Here is a 20,126-nt window from a genome sequence, read left to right as displayed (position 1 = left end):
GGGGTTTCGGCCGGTGCGGCGAGTGGGGGTACCCCCTGCTCGAGCGGAGTCGAGAGCGTGGGGGAGCGTGCCGGGCGTCGTGACGGGGCGAACGTTGCCTGTCGCGGCACTAGCTGCTGCGCTGACATCACTTGCTGACCAGCACGAACACCGATCGGATCGCCTCCTGGCTGCCGGACCGGAATGAGGTCAGGGGGCGGCCAGGGCGTTGAGCGCGGCGTCGAGTCGGGCGGTGGCTTCGTCGGCGACGGGCTTGAGGGAGTCGAGCCCGGTGAGCGTCACCATCGTGCCCGGGTCGAGAGCCTGGACGAGCGTCTGATCGCCGTCGCGGCGCACGACGACGTTGCAGGGAAGCAGCAGGCCGATGGAGCGGTCGGCCTCCAGCGCCCGGCGCGCGAGCGGCGGGTTGCAGGCGCCCAGGATCAGGTAGTCCTCCATGTCGTGGCCGAGCTTGGCCTTCAGGGTGGCCGTCACGTCGATCTCGGTGAGGATGCCGAATCCGTGGTCGGCCAGGGCCTCGCGTACGGCGGTGACGGCGGTGTTGAAGTCGGTGGCTGCCAGGCGAACGGTGCGGTCGTAGGGCACAGACCCTCCCGGATAGTACGGAACGATTGATTCCTCTATACCCCGCCGGGTACCCGCAGGATGCCAGGCGACGCCTTGAGCGGGGTGGTTTCCATGGACGGAATACCCCCCGAGGTATAGCTGTTATGGTGAGGGTCAGATACCCCCCGGGGTAAACCGTCCGAGAGGAGTCGTGAGCCGTGTTCTTCGTTGACACCCTGGAGTTCGAGGGCCTGGGCAACCGCAGCTACCTGGCCGGCGGCCCCAGTGCCGCGGTGGTCGTCGACCCGTCGCGCGACATCGACCAGGTCATCGCCGCGGCGGCCCGCCGCGGGGTGCGTGTCGCCTTCGTGGCCGAGACCCACGTGCACAACGACTACGTCACCGGCGGCCTGGAGCTGGCCCGCGTGACCGGCGCTCAGTACCTGGTTCCGGCCGGGGCGCACGTGTCCTTCGACCGGACCCCTGTCGCCGACGGCGACACCGTGACGGTGGACGAGGGCTTGGTGCTGCGGGCGATCGCCACTCCCGGGCACACCCCCCACCACACCTCCTACGCTCTGACCGAGGACGGTCGCGGTGTGGCGGCGTTCACCGGAGGGTCGCTGCTCATCGGCACGGTCGGCCGCCCCGACCTGGTCGAGCCGCGGCTGACCGAGCAGCTGGCCCGCGCCCAGCACGCCTCCGCCCACCGGCTGGCCGACGAGCTGGACGACGAGGTGCCGGTGCTGCCCACCCACGGGTTCGGCAGCTTCTGCTCCTCCTCCCAGGCCGAGGGGGACGCGACCACGATCGGCAAGGAACGCGAGACCAACGACGCGCTGACGCTGGACGTGGACACCTTCGTCGCCCAGATGCTCGCCGGGCTGGACGACGTGCCCGCCTACTACGCGCACATGGGCCCGGCCAACACCGCGGGCCCCGCGCCGGTCGACCTCACCCCGCCGAGGCGTGCGGACGCGCAGGAGATCGCCTCCCGGCTGGCCGCGGGCGAGTGGGTGGTGGACCTGCGCAGCCGCGTGGCCTTCGCCGAGGGGCACGTGGCCGGCTCGTTCAACTTCGAGGGCGAGGGCAAGCTCGCCACCTACCTGGCCTGGCTGATCCCCTGGGGCAAGCCCGTCACCCTGCTGGCCGACACCCCGGAGCAGATCGCCGATGCGCAGCGGGAGCTGGCGCGGGTGGGCATCGACCGCCCGGCCGCCGGCGCCACCGGCGACCCGGCCGGCTGGGTCCGCGAGGGCGAGCAGCTCGCCTCCTTCCCCCGCGCCCGCTTCTCCGACCTCGCCGGTGTCCGTGAGCGAGGCGACGACGTCGTCGTTCTGGACGTGCGCCGGGACTCGGAGCGTGCGCGTGGCTACATCGACGGATCCGTTCACATCCCGATCCACGAGCTGCACGGCCGCATCGGCGAAGTACCGCCCGGAACGGTGTGGGTGCACTGCGCCGGCGGGATGCGCGCGGCGATCGCCGCCTCCCTGCTCGACGCCGCCGGCCGTGAGGTAGTCGCCGTCGACGACGGCTTCGACGCCGCCACCGAGGCGGGATGGCCCACACCCGCCCAGGCGGCACCACTGACACGCCCTTCCGCGCCACTTGCACGAAAGTGATCAAACGATGTTGTCGCCTTTTCGCCGCGGCCCCGGCCGCCTCACCCCCCGGCTGGCCCACCAGCAGACCAGCGACGGCACCGCCGTCCTGCTGGACGTCCGCGAAACACCTGAGTGGAACGCCGGGCACGCTCCCGACGCGCTGCACCTGCCCCTTTCCCGTCTGGCGGCAGGGGCGTCGCTCCCAGCGGCCACGCAGGGCAGACCAGTGGTCACGATCTGCCGCTCCGGTCACCGCTCCCAGCAGGCCGCCAAGCTGCTGACCGCACACGGCGTGCAGGCCACGGACGTCACCAGCGGCATGACCGCCTGGGCGCGTGCGGAGCTGCCGGTCATCGGTCCCGGCGGCAGCAACGGTGTCATAGCGTGAGTGCTCTGATCCTGGCCCTGATCGCGGGGGCGGTGGTCGGACTCGCGCTCGGCGCGCTCGGCGGGGGGCGGCAGCGTCCTGGCCGTCCCGGCGCTGATTTACCTGCTTGGCTTCACCCCGGCCGCCGCGACCACCGCCAGCCTGATCATCGTCACGGCCACCTCACTCACCGCCCTGTACGCCCACGCCCGCACCGGCAACGTCCGCTGGAAAGCCGGCGCCCCTGTTCGCCGCGGCCGGACTCCCGCCCGCGGCCGCAGCAGGAGCCGCCGCATCCCGCCTGCCCCAGCCGGTATTGACCGCCGCGTTCGCGGCCATCGCCGCACTCGCCGCCGTCATGATGCTGCGCCCCAGCCGCACCGCCACCGGTCCGGCAGCCGGCGAGGCAAGGACCGCCAAGGCCGCCGGAACCGGCGCAGGGCTGGGCGCGCTGACCGGACTGCTCGGGGTCGGCGGAGGCTTCCTCGCCGTCCCGGCCCTGGTCACCGTGCTGGCATTCGAGATGCAGGCCGCCGTAGGCACCAGCCTGCTGGTCATCTCGGCAAACGCGCTGGCTTCCCTGGCCACCCGCGGCGCCACCACCGCCGGTGTGAACTGGGCGGTCATCGGCCCCTTCACCGGGGCGGCGATCCTGGGCGCCTGGGACGGCAAACGCCTGGCCGCCAAGGTCACCGGCACTCTGCTGCAACGGACCTTCGCCGTCGTACTGCTGACCGTGGCCGCCTTCATGCTCATCGACGCCCTCACCTGATGAGTCAGACGGATGGTCGGCGTCGCGGCACCACGGCTCAGGCCAGAGACAGGAACAGCTTCTCCAGCCGGGTGCGCATCTGCTCACGGTCGCCGGAGGCCGCCATGTCCGTGTCGGTCAGGCAGTGCTGCAGACCGGTGGCGATGATCGCGAAACCGGCCTTGTCCAGAGCCCTGGACGCCGCGGCGAGCTGGGTGACGACGTCCTCGCAGTCCCGCCCCTCCTCGATCATCTTGATCACACCGGCGATCTGACCCTGCGCCCGGCGCAGCCGGTTGACCACCGTCTTCAGTTCCTCGGCCGCCATCGCCAGTTCCACAACCCACGCTCCTTCGAGATACCCCCTTGGGTATCCTACCGAAGGGGGTAACCCGAACCAAGCAAAGGAAAATCCCGTGGCACCCACTACCGCCCTCACCGCCGGCCAGGCCAATGCCCGCCTGCACGAGCTGACCGTCATCGACGTGCGCACCCCCGGCGAATACGCCTCCGGCCACCTGCCCGGCGCCCACAACATCCCCCTCGACCACCTCGATGCCGCCCTGCCCGCCCTGAAGACCGCGGCAGACCGCGGCGACCTCCTCATCGTGTGCGCCTCCGGCACCCGCTCCGCCCAAGCCTGCCGGCGCCTGGCCGACCAGAACATCACCGCCGCCACCCTCACCGGCGGCACCACCACCTGGACCCAGCTCGGCCACGACACCCACCGCCCGGCCGGTAACCGCACCCCCTGGGCCATGGACCGCCAAGTCCGCCTCGCCGCCGGATCCCTCGTCCTGACCGGCCTGCTCGCCGGACAACGGTGGAATGCGGCCCGCTGGCTCTCCGCGGGCGTCGCGGGCGGCCTGGTCTTCTCTGCCCTCACCAACACCTGTGGCATGGCCAAGATCCTGGCCAAGCTCCCCCACAACCAGCCCAAGGCCACCGACCTGGACGACACCCTCGCCGCCCTGACAGGCTGACCCCCTGGGCTCGGCGCGGCCTTCTTCTGCGTCGCGCGGGAGAAGGGCGACTGCGAGCAACAAGACCACCTGGCGCTTAAAAGACCGGCCACCCAGTCAGCATGCGCAGCGAGTGAGCCGCTATGTCACGGCCCACTGCCCGGCCGACTGCCACCGAGTGGCCCCGGGAACGGCCAAGCTTCGATCTCCCACCCAAGAACGGGAGAGCCGAAAGTGACGGCTGCGCACTGACGGGGGCGTCAGTGACCGAAAATATGCCGACCGCGACGGCGATGACCCGACTGTGACGGCAGCGGCTCCCGCCCTTCTCCCTGAGCCGACGGGGATTCGGATGCGGATGCGAGGACCGCATTCATGCGACGGCGCCGCTTCAGTCCGGAGGCGAACGCCGCCAGCCCAAGGCAAAAGATCAGTGCCAGCGCCACGCCCGACAGGAAGAGCCCCGGCGCATTCAGCGTCGCGATCTGACTGCCGAAGATTTCCACTGCGTACTCAGGACCGCCCGAGAAGTTCTCCACCACGGCGATAGCCACGAACGCACCGGTGCCCAACACGAGCAAGAGCCCCAACACGAGCATCGCTCTCACCTCCTCCCTCCTCATGGGCCTTTCTTACCGATATACCCGAATCGAGGTGCCCGACACGGCTTGAGGCGCCCTGGCAACAGCCGCGCCCCTGAAGGACGACGGGCTCCGGGTCCCGGGTTTCCGGAAGGCGAAGCCCACCGATGCTTCGCGACACCGTGCGTCCCGCGACCGGCTCTTCTGTGGGACGCACGGTGACCAACGGTCCATACCGTCAGAGCTGATCCGTTCATCTCCGGTCGACAGCTCAGCTTTCCCTGATGGACCCTGGATTTGAGGGACCGATCCTGCAAGTGGAGGGCCTCGAGATGGAATGGTGGATCTGGCTCATCATGGCTCTCGCAATCCTCGCGGCTGTCGCCCTCTGCATCGTGGCAATCCAGGCGCGGCGCAGGTCAGGTGGTGTGATTGCGCAGGGCCGTCGGGCTCCGGGTAGAGGGGGGCAGAAGCCATGACCGTCTACATGCGGGCCAGCGAGATCTCCGGTAAGCCGGTAGTGACCTTGGCAGGGGACGACATCGGACAGGTCAAGGACCTCGTCTACGACTCCGTAACGGGCAGCATCCGATGCTTCACCCTGGCCGGCCGCGGCCTGTTTGCGGGCCCACTCCACCGCGCCCTTCTATGGGAGAGCGTTCACGGTCTGGGGCCGCACGCGGTCATGGTGAGCGACGAGAACTCGCTGGAAGAGGACGACACCGCCGCCAGGCCGAGTGGGGAAGAGCGTGCCGGGGTCAACGTGCTGGGTGTCGCGATCACGTCCCGCAACGGCGTACAGCTGGGTATCGTCACAGACGCCATCGTCGCGACGGGTCGGGCACCGGTGGTGGCGGGCTACGAGGTCGAAACGGGCGAGCGCCGACGGGTTCTGCTGCCGGTCGTCGGTCCCGTCACCGTCTCCGACGAACGTCTGCTCGTCCCCGATGCCACCGCGCAGCACAGCGCCGGTGACCTGGCAGGCTTCGGCACCGCCGTCGAAAGCCTGCGTACCCGCCTCCAGCACGACCAGCGGGAGGGCTGACGATGCTGTTCACCAAGGCCCGAGGCAGGGCGGTCATGGACCTGACAACAGCCGAGACGGTCGCAACAGTCGCCGCGTGCACCGTCGCCCCGTCACCGGCACGTATCGCCGGTCTACGCCTGAAGACCCGGGGCCGCGGCCACCACATCCTTCCCTGGGAAGACGTCCAGTCTTTCGGCACGGACGCGGTCGCCGTCGAAGAGGCAAGCCGGATCCGCGACGAGAAGGACATAGACCCCGGCGGTCACGCTCACACCGGGCACGACCCCATCGGCAAAGCCGTACTGACCGAGACGGGGCTCGAGAAGGGAACCGTAATCGACGTCGAGTTCGACGACCGATCAGGACGCATCGTCCATCTGCTGACCGCTGAGGAGCAGATCCGGGGCGAAGAGCTCTTGGGGGTCGGCAGTTACGCGGTGGTGGTTGCCGTTCCTCAGTGACGAGCCACGCCGTGATCGACTTCGGCGCAGGCGCAAGCGGTGCGGAATGCCGGTTCGGCGAAGCACGCACGCTGTTGGAGCCGGTGATCGCGGTTCGGAAGGCCCTGCACCGCTCGGCCGGCGGCCACCACGACAGGTACGAGGCATGGGAGATGCTCCGGCTCACCGAGCTCACCCGCCTCGTCGACGAGGCACTCGCCGGACGATGGCCACACGGGCGCAGCGGCTGACCGCTCGACCGGCCGTGGCGCGTCACAAGCGCGGCCAAGGCTCCGGACGGTTCCCATGCCCGGCATCCAGAGTGACGGCGGTCATCGACAGCGCCGTCGCGACCGGGCACGGCTCGTCGGCCGATCCGACGGAGATCTGGAGCCGATCCGCCGGCCTTCGCCTGGGGTGCCCCTCATTTTCCGCCTCCTGCCACTCTCTCTCCCTCCCCCGCCGCGGCTCGGTCGGCCGGTCGGTCCGCGGTGGTGACGCCCGCAGGTCGGTCGATCACGTCGCCTTTCCTGGGCGGGGCTCGCTCGGGCCTGGGCGGCCGATGCGTACGCTGGGGCGCGTGCACCTGCTGCCAGACCCCGTTCGTCGGCTTGCCGCCTGGTGCGCCGTGATCCTCTTGGTCGCAGGCGTCGCCTATGTCGTGATCCAGGTGTTCCTGGCCCTCTGGCTGGCCCTCGTTCCAGCACTGCTGGCCCTGCTCGGCACCGCGCTGCTCCGCCCCCTGCACCGGTGGCTGGTGGTGAAGGTGAAGGCCAATCGGTCCGTTGCCGCCGGACTCACCTGCGCCGCTGTCCTCGCCGTGGTCGGCGGCGCCGTGTACGTGGCCACGGCCGCACTGGTCGACACCTGGGGCCAGATCGTCCTGTCGGTGCGGAGGGCGGTGCGGCAGCTGGCCGATCAGTTCGGTGCGTCGGGCACCTCCCTCGAGGACCTCGCCGATGACGCCCTCGACCTGCTGGGCAGGTTCGGCGGGACAGCCGCGTCCAGCATCGTGGCCGGGGTCGGCGTCGCCGCTCAGGTGCTCGGCATGGCGGTGCTCGCCCTGCTGCTGGTCTTCTTCTTCCTGCGCGACTCCGACCGCGCCGCCGGCACCCTGCGCTCCCTCGTCCCGCGCGGCAGCGCCGACGTCGTCGAGGCGATGGCACGGCGGGCGTTCCAGGGCGTCGAGGGGTTCATGCGGGGCACCACCGTGGTGGCCCTCATCGACGCGGTCTGCATCACCGCCGGCCTGCTGGTCCTGCGCGTCCCGGGAGCCTTCGGGCTCGGCGCCATCGTCTTCATCGGCGCCTACGTCCCCTACCTCGGCGCACTCACCTCCGGGGCCGCGGCCGTGCTGGTGGCGCTCGCCGACCGCGGGCTCGCCATCGCGCTGTGGGTGCTCGGGGTGGTTCTCGTGGTCCAGGTACTCGAAGGGAACATCTTCCAGCCGATGGTCCAGAGCCGGACCGTGCACATTCACCCGGCAGTGATCCTGGTGGCGCTCACCGCGGGCGGGGCCGTGGCCGGGATCATCGGTGTGCTCCTCGCGGTGCCGGTCACCGCCGCGGCGTTCGGCGTTGTGCAGGAACTCCGTGAGCGATTCTCACAGTCCGAAGGGCCGGCTGCCGCGGGGCCCTCCGCGAAGCCGGCCGCAGACTCCTAGGTGTGCCCGCCGGCGAACACACGACCGCGCGCCGCTGCTGGCGACGTCCGGCTCCCTTCTCGACTCGCACCGGCGGCCGGGCCCCGCTGTCCTCCCGCTGGACCGGGCGGCGGCCCGGTGTTTTCCCCTGACACCGATGCGCGCCCCTCGACGGCCGTCTCGGCATGCATGCGGGGATGGGCAGGGGGACGCTGTAGGTAGGCAAGGTAGGCAAGGGCTCCGTCATCAGTCACCGCTCGTTCGTTCGACGTTCCGGACAGGCTGCGGTCCGAGCCCCGGACAGCCCCGGGAGGGTGAGGGGGGTGAGGGGTGTACAGCTGTGGAGAAGCGGGTGCGGGAGCTCAGCGAGAGCGATGACGATCCGGCTGGCTTGCACCTGGCCGGCCTGGGATTGCTCGACGACCAAGGCACCGTGGTGGGATGGAGCCGATGTGCGCAGGATCTGACCGGCTATCGGGACCCCGAGGTGATCGGCCGTTCGGCCTTCGAGGTCCTCGTGGATCCCCGCGATCTGCCGGCCGTCAGGAATGCCGCGGCGATACGCCGGAAGGCCGGTGCCTGGTTCGGGGTGCTGATGGTGCGGCACCGCAGCGGTGGCCAGGTGGAACTTGGGTTCAGGGTCTCCTCATTGTCACGCGGCGGTGTACGCGAGTGGTGCCTTGCCGGGGCGTGCGCAGTTGATGTTCTGGAGTGGCAGAGGGAGCGCGCGGTTCGCGACAGTTGTACCGCAGGTGCCCCGTGGGCCTGGTCGTGCACGCCCGCGACATGAGGATTCTTCGGGTCAACCGAGCGATCGAGCGGTTCGCCGGGGTCGCGGCCGCGGAGATCCGTGACAGGCCCCTCGGGGCCATGCTCGTCCCGGACGACGCGCGAAAGGCAGTGGGCCGGGTGCGCCAGGTGCTGCGGTCGGGGGGATCGCTGGTCCACTCGGAGCAGTACGCCCGCTTGGAACGTGACCCGCCGCGAGAGCGCGTCGTATCGGTGTCGTCCTTCCCCAGGAAGGGTCCTGCCGGTCAGGTCCTGGGGGTGGCCGAGATGATCGAGGACGTCACCGACCGCCACCGTGCCCAGGGGCGCCTGGCGCTGCTCGCCGAGGCCGGCTCACGCGGGGGAACGACCCTGGACATGGGACAGACCGCCTGGGAACTCACTGATGTGATCGTCCCTCACCTCGCCGACCATACGTCGGTGGATCTGCTGGAGCCGGTCGTACGGGGTGACGAGCCGGCGCGTGCCCTGATGGAGGCTCGGTGGCCACGTGCAGCGGCGGCGGACGGGAACACGGTCCGCGTGCCTCACGGGTTGAGCCGTTCGACTACGTACCAGGGACGCCGCAGGCAACTCTATGCGCGCCGTGAACGACTTCCTACCCTCGGTCGTGGAAATCACGACCGAGGATGGGCTGGGCTCCGGGGTCCTCTACGACACAAGGGGCCACATCGTCACCGATGCCCGTGCCGTGGGCGAGCACTGCCGCTTCTACGTCGATCTCGCCGACCGCCGGGATGCCTTGAAGGCCGAGCTGGTTGGCCCCTATCCGGCCAACGATCTTGCTGTCATCCGTCTGAAGTCCCGCCGTCCGGGCTGCGCCCGGCAGTGTTCGCCGACAGCGAGGTCGACGTCGGACAGATCGTGCTCGCCATGGGCAACCCCCGGGGGCTGTCGAGCAGCGTCAGCCAGGGCATCGTTTCCGCGATCGGCCGGCGTGTCTCCAAGCCGGCCGACGGTGGCTCCGCGCCCGGCACGATCCCCAACATGGTGCAGACATCGGCCGCCATCAACCCCGGCAACAGCGGGGGTGCGCTGGTCGACCTCTCCAGCCAAGTGATCGGTATCAACACCCTCGGCGCTGTAGACCAGCAACTGGGCGGGGCATCGGCTTCGCCGCCCCCAGCTCCACCATCACCAGCATCGCGGACCAGCTCATCGAAGACGGCAAGGTCACCAGCAGCGGACTCGCCGCCCTTGTCACGGTACGCACCGTCCTCAAAACCGACTCCTCGCCGGCGGGCGCGGCCCTCGTCACCGTCGCGGACGGCGGCCCCGCGGACGAGGCGTCTTTGTGTCCCGGCGACATCATCACGGCCCTCGGCGACACGCCGATCACCGCCGTGCAGACGCCGGCCGAAGCACTGGCTGCCCACAGCCCCGGCGACAAGGTCTCCCCCACCTGTTACCGCGCGGGAAACTCCCACACCGCGCAGCTGACCCTCGACACGCTCAGGAGTCCCTGAGTGCCTGCGGGCGTTTTCGTGCTCGCAGTCTCCTCCGAAGCCGTCCGCCCGGGCGCCGGAGGGGCGGCTCTGAAGACCGCCCGGTACCTGGCCGTCTCGCCCTCGCTGGTCGGACTCGGCGGCAATCCGCCGCGCCGGCCACCCTCATCACCGCAATCGCCTTGGCCGTGGTTGCCCTCGGCTTCGGATCCGTCCACGAGCGGACTGGGGCCCAGACGCTCCCACGAAGAGCCGCACGAGGAAGCCGATCGCGTCGCGTACCGCAGACTCGGGCAACGCCGATCCTTCCTGCGGCTTGAGGGCGGTTCAGGCAGCCGGGGATGTGTGGGAGCGGCATCTGGTGTCCGCCACGCTGCCCCGCGCCTGATGCGGGCGCGGCACCGGAGATGGCGTGTGCGCCCACCACGGATGACCCTCCCCTCACTCCGACAAAACGCCCCTTCCTGCGTTTCGCGGCATAAGATGCGGGATACTCCGGGCTCGCCTTCTCCATCCGAAGGACCGGGCATGCCCGTACGGCGGCTCCCGGCCCCACATTGCAGAGGTGCAGCCATGTCTCACGCGCCCCGCGCCGAACCCGCGAACACCGTGTTCACACCGATGCCAGGTCCGGGGCCGTGCCCCTCAGGGAAGCTCTCCGGCAGAAGCGGACGGCCGTACACGGCAGTCGTGACCGGCGCCTCCTCCGGCATCGGCGCGGCCGTAGCGCATCGCCTGTCCGTTGAGGGATGGCGACTCGTCCTCAACGGACGGGACACAGCACGCCTGCGGGACGTGGCCCTCCGGACCGGAGCCTCGCACTTCCCGGCAGATCTCACCGTGCCCGGCATGGAACAGCGGCTGACCCGGTTCGCCCTCGATCAGTCGGGGCGCGTCGACCTGCTGGTGGCCGGCGCCGGTGTCGGCTGGGCCGGCGACTTCGTGTCCATGCCCCCGTCCACGCTCACCGAGGTCATCGAAACGGATCTCCTCGCCACGCTGCGTCTGGTGCAGCAGGTGGTGCCCCACATGATGGAGCAGGGCCATGGGCGGATCGTGCTCATCGGGTCCCTTGCGGGCGTGGTGGGGGTACGGGGCGAGGCCGTGTATTCGGCGGCCAAGGCAGCGGTGAGCACCTTCGCCGACGCCTTGCGGTACGAGTTGCGCGGCACCGGCGTGGAACTCAGCCACGTGGTGCCGGGCGTGGTCGACACGCCCTTCTTCGAGCGGCGCGGAGCCCTCTACCCGCGGTCCAGACCCAGGCCGGTACCCCCCGAACGGGTGGCGGACGCCGTGTGGACCGCGGTCCGCCGAGGCAAGGACGAGATCTACGTTCCCGGCTGGCTGCGTCTGCCGGCGCGCGTGCACGGCGCGGCACCGGCCGTGTTCAGACGTCTCGCCTCCGTCTTCGGATGACCGGCGGTACGGCGTGCTCACCGTGGTTCTCGCCTTGCTCGCGGCACTGTCCAACGCCTCGGCCTCGGTGCTGCAGCGACGAGCTGCGGCGGACGGGACACAGGGCGCAACCGGTGCACGGGAGACCCTACGGTGGCTAGGACAGGTGCTCCGGCGGCCCTATTGGGTGGCGGGTGCCCTCCTGCTCGCGCTGACCACCGTTCTGCAGGCCGCCGCTCTGCGCCTGGGCGGCCTTGCCCTCGTCCAGCCGCTGATGGCAGCCGAGCTTCTGTTCACGCTGGTAGTCGGCAGTGTGGTCTTCCGACGGCGTCCGGACAACAGGACATGTCTGGCGTTCCTCGCTCTCGCCGTCGGGTTGGCCCTGTTCCTGACGGCGGCCGCCCCGGCAGCCGGCCGGTCCACGGCATATCCGGAGCGTTGGCTCCCGGCCGCCGTAGGGGTGCTGGGTGTTGCGATCGGCTTGACGGTTGCGGCCCGCCCGCTACGGGGCGCGCCTCGCGCGGCGCTGCTGGGGCTCGCGTCCGCCGTGTGCTTCGCCGCCACCGCCGCGCTCCTCAAAGAGACGACCGACCGGCTCCGGCACGGACTGGGCGCCCTGCTCACCGCCTGGCCCGCGTATGCCACCGTCGCCATCGGGGTCGTCGCCTTCCTGTTGCTGCAGGGTGCATTGCGGGCCGGGACACTGGCCGCGTCCCAGCCCGCCCTTACCCTCGGAGACGCCCTGACGAGTGTGACGCTGGGATGGGTACTCTTCGGGGAGCGGATCGCACTGGGAGCGCGCGTGGTGCCGGAACTGATCGGCGTGGTCCTCATGGGAGCGGGAAGCGTCGGGCTGGCGCGTGCGCTTGCGACCGCCGGAACCTGGGACACGAAGACGGCGGTGCGGGGGGTTCCGCCACGGACATCCGAGGAGCGGCGCGGGAGCCGTCCGGAGACCGGTGGAACGGCCTGGAGCGACGCGCGCGAGTCGGACGAGAGGACTCACGGTCCGTGACCGGCCGGCTCGGTTCCTCAGGCGCACGGGCCACGGCGGCCGTACTGGCTCCCGCGGTCGTCGGCGCCGCGGCGCACATCGTCCCGGCGGCCACGTGGATCCCCGCGGTGCGCCGCCGTTGTTTCCCCGGTCTGGCGGGCGTCGGCCGTCCCGATCATGTCGCCCTCACATTCGACGACGGACCCGACCCCGCGTCCACCCTCCTCTTCCTCGATGCCCTGGACGCCCTCGGGGTCAAGGCGACCTTCTTCGTTCTCGGCAGCAGCGTCGAACGGCACCGCTCCGTGGCTCTGGAGACCGTCCGCCGAGGGCATGAACTGGGTGTGCACGGCTGGGCTCACGACCGTCCCTGGCTGCCCACTCCCGCTGCCGACGCACGCCTCACGCGCCACGCGGCCGGCTTGCTCCACGACGTGACGGGCCGGTACCCCGGGTGGTACCGGCCGCCCTATGGCATCCTCACCTCCGGGCGCTGGGCCGCCGCTCGCGCGGCCGGTCTGCGCTGCGTGCTGTGGACGGCCTGGGGCCGGGACTGGACGCCGGTGGCCACACCCGCGTCGGTGGCCACGACGGTCGCGGCCGGCCTGCGCGGCGGGGGGACCGTGCTCCTGCACGACACGGACCGGGTGTCCGCCCCTGAATGCTGGCGGGCAGCCCTCGCCGCCCTGCCCGAGATCGTCTCCGTCTGCCGCGCTGCCGGCCTTACGGTCGGGCCACTCGCGGAACACTGGGCGAAGAGCACCGGCACGCGGTGAGCGGAGTGCCCTCCGGATCCATCGGAGGCTTCAGGAAGGCCGCCGTTCCTCTGACGCTCTTGCTACGGCGCCTCCGGCGAGGGTGCCCCGGGAGGCCGGCGAGAACACGAGGCCGGCGAGGAGCGCCCCCCCCCATGCCCACCGCGACATCAGCGATGGTGTCGTCGTAGCCGACCCTCATGAAACCCGTCCGGGTGCTGCTCGATCCTCGAGGGTTGTGTGGTCACGTGAGCCACTCCCTTCGTACGAGTCCTCGACAGCCCATGGAGTCACCCGCTTCGCCGCTGGTGAATCGTCCGGACTCAGCGGAATAACCGGTCCGGCACCGTCTACTCCGTCTGCTCGGCCTCGCGACGGGGCGCGGGGCGGCTGTGGACGTACAGTTCGCGACGGTTGCCGGTCCCCAGGTGCTGGGGCAGTGGAAGTTCGTAGCGCACGGGGCGATGGTGGTCGGCCAGTTGACGTGCGGGATTGTAGACGCGGTTGAACTTCCACAGCATCCGGGCGAAGTTGGTCTGTCCGCGGGCGAGGTTGCCGCCCAGTACGCGCAGGGCGCCCAGCGCGGTCCGCAGCCCCAGGTGCTTGCGGTTGATGACCGCCTGCGTCCGGACCAGTTCGCGGTAGAAGACGTCCAGGGGCAGGGTGGTGGGCACCACGGCGTGCTGAATGTCGAACAGCCGGTAGTCGCGGGTGGTGAGTTTGCGCGACTCGGTGTGCCAGATCTCGGTGCCGGGGTAGGGCGTCATCACGGTGAGGTGCACGATCTCCGGGACGGCCAGGGCGAACTCCCGGACGAGGCGGAAGCGTTCCTCGTCCCATGCCGGGTCCACGATGAGGTTGATCGCGACGTTGATGCCGAGTCGGCGCGCGACCTCCAGGGCACGGAAGTTGTCGTCGGGGGTGACCCGCTTGCGGTAGAGGTCGAGCCCCTCGGCGTCGATGGCCTCCATGCCGAGGAACATGTATTTCAGACCCAGGCGGGTCCAGCGCTGGAAGACCTCTTCGTTGCGCAGCAGCACGTCGCTGCGAGTCTCCAAGTAGTACTGCTTGCGGATTCTGCGGCGCTCCAGTTCCGCGGCGATGGCGTGTCCGTGCTCGGGCCGGATGAAGGCGACGTCGTCGACGATGAAGACGTTGGGCTCCTGGATGCTCGCCATCTCCGCCCCGGCCGCCTCCGGGGAAGCCTTGCGGTAGCTGCGGCCGTAGAAGGTCCAGGCGGAGCAGAACGAGCAGTCCCACGGACATCCCCGGGTGAACTCGATGGAGGCACACGGGTCGAGTTCCCCGATGAAGTACCTGCGCCGATGGCGCATCAAGTCGCGTGCGGGCACGGGACTGTCGATGCCGTGCAGCATCCGGGGTTGGGGACCACGGCCCGCCGGTGTGACGATGCCCGGCACAGTGTCCAGACCGCCGTCCCGGACGGCCGCCAGCAGAGGAGCCATGGCCGGTTCCCCCTCGCCCCGTACGACCGCGTCCAAGGCTCCTTCGCTCTGCGCGAGAACGTCCTCGGCCACGAAGGACACGCTGTGACCACCGAAGAATACGAAGCACCCCGGGTCGGCACGCTTGGCCGCATGGGCGATGGCGATCGCCTCCGGAATGTTGGCGAGATAATTCAGGGACACGCCGACGGCATCGGGCCGGAAGGAGGAGAACGTACGGGCCAGTTCCTTCTCGCCCGTCACCTGGAGGTCCACGACCCTCACCTCGTGCCCCGCGTCGCGGGCCGCACCGGCCACTCTCTCCAGGCCGAGCGGCTCCAGACGCAAGAAGATCTCCGAGTACATCAGGGCGCTGGGGTGAACCAGGAGCAGGCGCATGGTCACCTCGGGATCCGGCCGGAGGGACACGGGGGCGGCCCGGACGCTGCCATCGGGCCGACCGGTGCCGGACGGGCCGGAGCGAACGGCGCCATGTCCCCGGCCGACGGACGCCGAGGCCCTCCGGTACCGGCGCCGAGGCCCAAGGACTCTTCTTCGTCCGACTCGGTCATGTCGCTCCTTCGTACGTCCTGCCGGCGCGGGCGCTCCCGAGCCGACCTCCGGGCCATCACCGACCTGTCGGTACAACAGGAGGGCACCAGTTCCTCAACCATCGCAGCAGCCCACCGGACACGTCCCGCTCAGTGCATACGGAAGGGTGACCCAGCCCGCGGCCGTGCAGGCGTCCTGGCGTCGGACGCGGCGCGACGGCCTGTTCAGCCTCCCGGCCTCCGGACGAAAGAGGGGAGAAGGCGTTGGGTGAGGCACCGCGGCGGCGGTCGGTTCCGGGCGGCTTGTGACCCTGCCGTCGGCTTGAGCTCCTGGGCGTGGTGAGCCGGCTGATGAGCATGTCGGTCAGCGATGCCTTTCCGGAGCAACCTGTGGGGGACCTGGGACTGCGGGCCCATGGGTGGCTTGGTACGCACACGCTACCGCCGCTGGATCGTTGAGGGGCGGCACTGGTCTGCTTGTCGCTGGTCGGCGTCCTGTGTGGCGTCCGGCGTCGCCGCACAGGCTCTGGGAGCCGTACGGCGGTTCGTGCAGTGCTCTGGAGGCCCCTCCTCCTGACGAAACACCGCCGTCCCGCACCCAAGGGAGCTCCAGGCGCATGGGTACGGGGGCGCCGACGGGACCCGCCTCGGCCCAGTGCCGTGGCACCTCGCGCTACTGCGCGCGAAGTGCGGCGAGGGCCAGGGTGGTCGTTTCCGCGGGCGGGCCGTCGATGGAGACCTGCACGCCGTGCTCTTCGGGGGACAGCGGCTCCAGGGTGTCGAGCTGGGACTGCAGCAGGCTTACGGGCATGAAGTGGCCTGAGCGGGCCGCCATCCGGTCGGCGATGAGCTGAGCCGGACCGTGCAAGTGCACGAAGAACACGCGGGGCGAGACAGAGGCCAGCCGGTCACGGTACTGCCGTTTGAGGGCAGAACAGGTGATGACGCCTCCTTGTGCGGAGCGCTCGGCGAGCCACGCGGAGATCGCGTCGAGCCAGGGACGCCGGTCCGCGTCGCTCAAGGGTGTCCCCACCCTCATCTTCTCCACGTTCTGCGGGGGGTGGAAAACATCGCCTTCCGCATACATCACACCCAGTCGCCGGGCCAGGGACTTCCCGATCGTCGTCTTGCCGGATCCCGAGACGCCTGTGACGACGACGAGCGGGCCGGTGCGGTGGTCACTGTCCACCGGCTCGGGCCGGCTCAACGGTCTTCGGTGAGGCTGATGACGACCTTGATGTCGTCGTCCTGGGCGGTGAACGCCACGCCGGCCTTCTCCAGCGGCACCCGCCTGGTGATCATGCGCTCAAGCCAGCCTTGATCCGCCTTGGCCAGTGCGTCGGCGGCCTGACGGTAGTGGCGCAGATTGGCGTTGACCGAGCCGACGACCACATCGTTCTCCAGCACCAGTTGGCGGTTGAGAGTCCCCGCGTCGACCGACAGCTGCCGCCCCTTGGGGGAGACGCCGGTCAGACAGACGATCCCGTACGTGTCGGTGCCCGCCATGGCGTCGAAGACCAGCGAAGCGGCCCCGGTCGCCTCGATGACGACATCGGGGCGGAGGGAGGAGATGACCTGGTCGCTGTCCCCGCTGTGATAGGTCGCCCCCAGGTCCCTGACCAGGCCCGGCTTCGGCCCGGTGGTCACCCGGTCCAGGACATGGACGTCCAGGCCCCGCTGCACCCCGAGCAGCGCCGCCAGCAGGCCGATCGGTCCGGCCCCCGTCACCAGCACCCGGCGCGGTTCGAACCACGCCCGGCCGCCGACCCGTTCGATCTGCTCCCATGCCTTGGCCACCACGGTCGTGGGTTCCATCAGTACGCCCACGTCTCGCAGGGCCGCGTCGAGCCTGACGACGTAGTCGCTCTCCACGGTCCACAGCCGGGCGGCGTAACCGTCGCGCTGTTTGATGCCCCGTTCGGTGTAGCGGCCGTTGCGGCACATGTCGAACTCCCCGTGCGCACAGGCCCCGCACGGCACCGGGTCCGGGCGGCGCACCACACCGACGACCAGGTCCCCCGTGTCGAACCCGGTGCCCGGTGGCGCGTGGCGCACCCGCCCGAGTGATTCGTGGCCGAGCACGAGGTGCTCCTGGCCCGAAGGCGCCCACCCGTACTCACCGGCCACGATCTCCTTGTCCGTGCCGCACACCCCCACCGCCAGCCCCTCCACCAGGAGCTCTCCCCGGCCGGGAACCGGATCGGGTACGTCCCGCACCTCCAGCGACCCGGTGACGAGGGGGCGAACGGTCACGGCACGCATAAGGACCTCCTGGACGATGGCTGAGGTGACATGAGCGCCCGACGGCCCGGACCGCCTGCGGGGCGGGCCGACCTGAAGGCCGGGGCAGCCCGATGCGCGTTCTCCCGGGTGCCCCGCCCGCTCTCCCCTACACGGCTCACGACCCGCGGCGAGCAGGCCCAGGCGCGGATCCTGCCGTCATGCAGCTGGGCTCCTCACGCACCGGCCCGCGTTTACATCGCCGACGCCGGTGAAACCCATGTCAGCCGTCAGGACTCGCAGAGGTACCGTGCCGGCGACCGCGGGCGAGTTCGACGTGCCGGCGCCGCCTCGCACGTCGTGCCGGTCAGGACTTGGGAGAGTGACCATGGCACTGTTTCGCAGAGGTATCACGCGTGGCCGAACGGCCCTGCTCACCGCTGCCCTCCTCGCCTTGACCTCCTGCGGTTCGGAGGAGGGCTTCGATCCCCAGGAGTGGGACGCGCCGGGGCAGAACGGGAAGGTCGGCTCGATGCTGGTCCGCTATGCGCACATGGCGGAACCGCGCGGTGAACCCTGGCAACCGGGAGATGATGTCCCGGTCTACATGTGGCTCTACAACAAGGGGCCCGACGAGGATCGGCTGGTGGGTGCGTCGACGCCGGTCGCCCGATCCGTGGAGATCGTGGACGGTCAGGGCGAACCGGTGCGGGACGGCGTCTCCATCCCCGTCGACGACCTCCAGGGACTCGAGTCCGACGCGACGCATCTCGTCCTGCGCGATCTGCGGCAGACGGTGCGGGGCGGTGAGTTCGTGGAGTTCACCGTGCGGTTCGAGAAGTCGGGGAACCTCGACTTCAAGCTGCCTGCGCAGATCCCGGCCTACGAGTCCGACGCTCCCTCCACCGGGTGAACCGGGGCCGCGGGGCCCGTCAGGTGGAGCCGTCGGTGAACAGGCCGGCACACTGTTCGTCGTCGTCACCGGTCAGCAGCAGCACCTCGTCGCCCGCCCGGAGCTGCGTGGATCCGCTCACCGGGACCAGACGGCCCTCCCGGACGACCACGCTGATCCATGTGTCCTCGCCGATGTCGAGCTCGTCCACCCTGCTTCCCTCGGCCGAGGAATGCCGCTGGACCACATGGCGGGAGACGCCCTCCGGCTTGTCCCTCAGCCGGACGCCGAGTGCCCACGGTTCCAGTTCCACGGACCGCATCGGCACCCGGCACCGCCGCGCCACCGTGGGCACCAGTGAGCCCTGGACGAGGACGGAGAAGACCACGACCACGAAGACCACGTCGTAGAGGCGGTCGGCGTCCGGGGCGCCGGAGCTGACGATGTAACTGCCGAGCAGAACCGGCACGGCGCCCTTGAGTCCTGCGAAGGCCAGGAACACCCGCTCCCCCACGGTCAGGCTCATCGGCCACAGCAAGAGGGCCATGACCACCGGGCGGACCAGGAACGCGAGCACCAAGGCCAGCACCAGTCCGTCCCCCCACGCCCCTTTCCCCGCGAAGGTCCACAGCGGCACGGTCAGTCCGAGCAGCGTGAAGCCGACGATCTCACCGAGGCTGCCCAGAGCTGTGTGGAAACGTTCGATCTCCCTCTTGTACGGGGCGCGGACGTCCCCGAGCAGCACACCGGCGATGAACACGGCCAGGAAGCCGGAGCCGTGCGCGACCGTGGTCACCCCGTACACGGCGAACGCGCCTGCGAGCGTGCGCAGGGGGTACAGCCCCTCGGCGGGCAGCGGCACCTTCTGGATGAACCACTTCAGCGCCCAGCCGGCGGCCACACCCAGCACCCCGCCGATGGCCATCTCCTGCACGAAGAGCACGGCGGTATGACCGGCCGTGCCGAGAGCCGATCCGGACGAGGTGCCCAGCAGCCCCGCCATCAGGGCGATGCCCACGGGATCGTTGAGGCCCGACTCGCCGGGCAGGAGCGTCCCCGTGCGGCCGGTGATCTTCCTGCGGCCCAGCACGGAGAAGACGACGGCCGGATCGGTCGGTGCCAGCGCCGTGCCCAGCAGCAGGGCCGGGCGCCAGTCGAGACCGAGCAGGTAGTGCGCGGCGGCGGCGAGCAGGCCGGCGGTGGCGAACGTGCCCAGCACACCGATCGAGAGGGCTGCCCGTGCGTCCGGCTTGAAGCGCCGCCATCCGATCTCCATACCGCCCTGGAACAACAGCACCACCAGGGCGACGGTCACCACGTCCTGCACGGTCCCCGTGGAGAGCCGCCGCAGGGACGGGAAGACGTCGACCGCGACGGCTGCGGCCACCAGGAAGAACACCGGGGCCGGGACGCGCGTGCGTTCGCTCAGCCGGTTGGAGAGCACGGCCGCCAGGCCGGCCACCGCGACGACCAGGATGGCCAGTCCGAACGACCACGTACCCTCCACCTGCTGCGTTCCTTCCTGTCCGGGTCCTCGCCTGCGGGGCTCGGGGCCCTGTCATGGGGTGCCGCACGTCCGTAGGCGGGTGGGGTCTGTGCCTCGGCTCACCGGCGACGGCGCTCGCCCGTCGGCCTCGAAGGAGGTGCGCATGGCCTGGGTCCAGCCGATGTTGTCGAAGTGCCCGAACTCGTTGAAGAGCTTGACGCCCTCGGCGGC

20 protein-coding genes and 2 pseudogenes are annotated in these 20,126 nt (G+C 70.3%); 15 read left to right on the top strand and 7 right to left on the bottom strand.

The window, feature by feature from the left end; genetic code table 11:
* Nucleotides 1-189: 189 nt before the first annotated feature.
* The gene (locus ABZ281_RS06780) at nt 190-585 is read right to left on the bottom strand and encodes a DUF302 domain-containing protein (RefSeq protein WP_356652817.1); all 396 of its coding nucleotides are present in this window, start codon (nt 583-585) and stop codon (nt 190-192) included.
* 179 nt (nt 586-764) lie between these two features.
* On the opposite strand from ABZ281_RS06780, the gene ABZ281_RS06775 reads away from it, so the two are divergent.
* The 3 genes and pseudogenes from ABZ281_RS06775 to ABZ281_RS06765 all read left to right on the top strand — a co-directional run bounded on the left by ABZ281_RS06775 (nt 765) and on the right by ABZ281_RS06765 (nt 3,292).
* On the top strand, nt 765-2,171 hold the full coding sequence (locus ABZ281_RS06775) for an MBL fold metallo-hydrolase (protein ID WP_356652815.1): 1,407 nt from the start codon (nt 765-767) through the stop codon (nt 2,169-2,171).
* 7 nt (nt 2,172-2,178) lie between these two features.
* Nucleotides 2,179-2,541, top strand: a complete 363-nt coding sequence (locus ABZ281_RS06770; RefSeq protein ID WP_356652813.1) for a rhodanese-like domain-containing protein — start codon at nt 2,179-2,181, stop codon at nt 2,539-2,541.
* Nucleotides 2,538-3,292 (top strand): annotated as a pseudogene (locus ABZ281_RS06765) (sulfite exporter TauE/SafE family protein). The gene ABZ281_RS06770 and the pseudogene ABZ281_RS06765 overlap by 4 nt, the downstream one beginning before the upstream one ends.
* Nucleotides 3,293-3,329: 37 nt before the next feature.
* On the opposite strand, the gene ABZ281_RS06760 reads toward ABZ281_RS06765, so the two are convergent.
* Nucleotides 3,330-3,611: a metal-sensitive transcriptional regulator gene (locus ABZ281_RS06760; protein WP_319345906.1), complete on the bottom strand. Its 282-nt coding sequence runs from the start codon at nt 3,609-3,611 to the stop codon at nt 3,330-3,332.
* 76 nt (nt 3,612-3,687) lie between these two features.
* Between ABZ281_RS06760 and ABZ281_RS06755 the strand changes: the two genes are divergently transcribed.
* Nucleotides 3,688-4,254 carry a rhodanese-like domain-containing protein gene (locus tag ABZ281_RS06755; protein ID WP_356652811.1) on the top strand — a complete coding sequence of 189 codons (567 nt, stop codon included), beginning with the start codon at nt 3,688-3,690 and terminating at the stop codon, nt 4,252-4,254.
* 239 nt (nt 4,255-4,493) lie between these two features.
* Here the strand turns inward: ABZ281_RS06755 and ABZ281_RS06750 are convergent, their stop codons facing one another.
* Complete coding sequence (locus tag ABZ281_RS06750) at nt 4,494-4,832, bottom strand: hypothetical protein (protein WP_356652809.1); 339 nt, start codon at nt 4,830-4,832, stop codon at nt 4,494-4,496.
* A 469-nt stretch (nt 4,833-5,301) separates the two neighbouring features.
* Here ABZ281_RS06750 and ABZ281_RS06745 point away from each other — a divergent pair, with 469 nt between their 5' ends.
* The 10 genes and pseudogenes from ABZ281_RS06745 to ABZ281_RS06700 all read left to right on the top strand — a co-directional run bounded on the left by ABZ281_RS06745 (nt 5,302) and on the right by ABZ281_RS06700 (nt 13,322).
* Complete coding sequence (locus tag ABZ281_RS06745) at nt 5,302-5,859, top strand: PRC-barrel domain-containing protein (RefSeq protein ID WP_356652807.1); 558 nt, start codon at nt 5,302-5,304, stop codon at nt 5,857-5,859.
* A gap of 2 nt (nt 5,860-5,861) precedes the next feature.
* Nucleotides 5,862-6,302: a PRC-barrel domain-containing protein gene (locus ABZ281_RS06740; protein ID WP_356652805.1), complete on the top strand. Its 441-nt coding sequence runs from the start codon at nt 5,862-5,864 to the stop codon at nt 6,300-6,302.
* Nucleotides 6,299-6,532, top strand: coding sequence for a hypothetical protein (locus tag ABZ281_RS06735; RefSeq protein ID WP_356652803.1), 234 nt, complete (start codon nt 6,299-6,301; stop codon nt 6,530-6,532). The genes ABZ281_RS06740 and ABZ281_RS06735 overlap by 4 nt, the downstream gene beginning before the upstream one ends.
* A gap of 329 nt (nt 6,533-6,861) precedes the next feature.
* Entirely contained in the window at nt 6,862-7,944 is a 1,083-nt protein-coding gene (locus ABZ281_RS06730; RefSeq protein ID WP_356652801.1) for an AI-2E family transporter, read from the top strand.
* Nucleotides 7,945-8,263: 319 nt separating this feature from the next.
* Nucleotides 8,264-8,713: a PAS domain-containing protein gene (locus ABZ281_RS06725; protein ID WP_356652799.1), complete on the top strand. Its 450-nt coding sequence runs from the start codon at nt 8,264-8,266 to the stop codon at nt 8,711-8,713.
* Nucleotides 8,710-9,738 (top strand): annotated as a pseudogene (locus tag ABZ281_RS06720) (PAS domain-containing protein); the annotation flags it as partial. The gene ABZ281_RS06725 and the pseudogene ABZ281_RS06720, both read left to right, overlap by 4 nt.
* Entirely contained in the window at nt 9,711-10,178 is a 468-nt protein-coding gene (locus ABZ281_RS06715; RefSeq protein WP_356652821.1) for a PDZ domain-containing protein, read from the top strand. The pseudogene ABZ281_RS06720 and the gene ABZ281_RS06715, both read left to right, overlap by 28 nt.
* Before the next feature lie 600 nt (nt 10,179-10,778).
* The gene (locus ABZ281_RS06710; protein WP_356652819.1) at nt 10,779-11,573 is read left to right on the top strand and encodes an SDR family NAD(P)-dependent oxidoreductase; all 795 of its coding nucleotides are present in this window, start codon (nt 10,779-10,781) and stop codon (nt 11,571-11,573) included.
* A gap of 13 nt (nt 11,574-11,586) precedes the next feature.
* Nucleotides 11,587-12,567 carry a DMT family transporter gene (locus tag ABZ281_RS06705; protein ID WP_356652797.1) on the top strand — a complete coding sequence of 327 codons (981 nt, stop codon included), beginning with the start codon at nt 11,587-11,589 and terminating at the stop codon, nt 12,565-12,567.
* Nucleotides 12,564-13,322, top strand: a complete 759-nt coding sequence (locus ABZ281_RS06700) for a polysaccharide deacetylase family protein (protein WP_356652795.1) — start codon at nt 12,564-12,566, stop codon at nt 13,320-13,322. Before ABZ281_RS06705 ends, ABZ281_RS06700 begins: the two co-directional genes overlap by 4 nt.
* Nucleotides 13,323-13,651: 329 nt before the next feature.
* Here the strand turns inward: ABZ281_RS06700 and hpnR are convergent, their stop codons facing one another.
* From hpnR to ABZ281_RS06685, 3 genes are all read right to left on the bottom strand, one after another.
* On the bottom strand, nt 13,652-15,145 hold the full coding sequence (gene hpnR, locus ABZ281_RS06695) for a hopanoid C-3 methylase HpnR (protein ID WP_356652793.1): 1,494 nt from the start codon (nt 15,143-15,145) through the stop codon (nt 13,652-13,654).
* 825 nt (nt 15,146-15,970) lie between these two features.
* Nucleotides 15,971-16,504 (bottom strand): gluconokinase, encoded by a 534-nt coding sequence (locus tag ABZ281_RS06690; protein ID WP_356652791.1) that lies wholly within the window; start codon nt 16,502-16,504, stop codon nt 15,971-15,973.
* Nucleotides 16,501-17,559, bottom strand: coding sequence for a glucose 1-dehydrogenase (locus tag ABZ281_RS06685; protein WP_356652789.1), 1,059 nt, complete (start codon nt 17,557-17,559; stop codon nt 16,501-16,503). The genes ABZ281_RS06690 and ABZ281_RS06685 overlap by 4 nt, the downstream gene beginning before the upstream one ends.
* 346 nt (nt 17,560-17,905) lie before the next feature.
* Here ABZ281_RS06685 and ABZ281_RS06680 point away from each other — a divergent pair, with 346 nt between their 5' ends.
* The gene (locus tag ABZ281_RS06680) at nt 17,906-18,430 is read left to right on the top strand and encodes a copper chaperone PCu(A)C (RefSeq protein ID WP_356652787.1); all 525 of its coding nucleotides are present in this window, start codon (nt 17,906-17,908) and stop codon (nt 18,428-18,430) included.
* A gap of 19 nt (nt 18,431-18,449) precedes the next feature.
* On the opposite strand, the gene ABZ281_RS06675 is transcribed toward ABZ281_RS06680, so the two are convergent.
* Entirely contained in the window at nt 18,450-19,916 is a 1,467-nt protein-coding gene (locus tag ABZ281_RS06675; RefSeq protein ID WP_356652785.1) for a cation:proton antiporter, read from the bottom strand.
* Nucleotides 19,917-20,126: the final 210 nt, after the last annotated feature.

It is taken from the genome of Streptomyces sp. NPDC006265, from assembly GCF_040613555.1.
Lineage (GTDB): Bacteria > Actinomycetota > Actinomycetes > Streptomycetales > Streptomycetaceae > Streptomyces.
Note: the sequence above shows the minus strand (reverse complement) of the source record. Positions and strands in the feature narration are given on the sequence as shown.